This window comes from Vibrio sp. 811 (assembly GCF_033339195.1).
Genome location: NZ_JAWOUB010000592.1, coordinates 1 through 608 on the forward strand (window position 1 = coordinate 1; position 608 = coordinate 608).

The 608-nt window shown below is 41.9% G+C and carries 1 protein-coding gene; it reads right to left on the reverse strand.

Annotated elements, in window-relative coordinates:
* Positions 1-116: 116 nt before the first annotated feature.
* The coding region (locus tag R7Q46_RS28270) for a hypothetical protein (RefSeq protein WP_318078453.1) at positions 117-608 on the reverse strand (492 nt) is incomplete at its 5' end.

A 608-nucleotide genomic window follows, 5' to 3' on the forward strand; every position in this document is an offset into this window, starting at 1 on the left:
TAACGCCCAGTTAAGGGGTGAAGCACGCAATACCGATGTTGCCGCATAGCACTTCAACACCGAAACCAACGCATACCCAAAATGCCACGCGTGCTGAATCCCTCTTGAACTGTTTGTTATGTTCGTAGCTTTTGTAACCCTTGTATTGCTCGGTTGGTCGAATCTATTAAGTCTGTACGCTTCAGTTTCGTTCGAATAGCCAAAGCTTCAATAAACTGCTTTTCAGCGAGTTCATAGTTACCAAGCTCCACGTTTAATTTACCCAAGTGTTGTAAACTGAAACTCAAAGAAAGCACACAACCGTAATCTTGGCTTTGTAAGTATGCTCTTTCAGCACCACCCATATCACCTGCGTATTGCAACGCAATACCCGAAATATGAGTAGACCAAAACTTGTGCTTATCGCTAGATGTCGACATTTGGACGTTGGAAGCTAGCCAATGAGCCAAACTACAAAAACCTATAACACGCAAACAATCGGCTACTAAAACTTGCTGCCACTCTAGCTTTTCTGTTTCGCCTAAAACCTTAAATTTTAAGCATTTGTAAATAGTTAAAGCAAGTTTATGGAAAACGCTGAAAGTTACCCTATCCCTTTGATAGCCCAC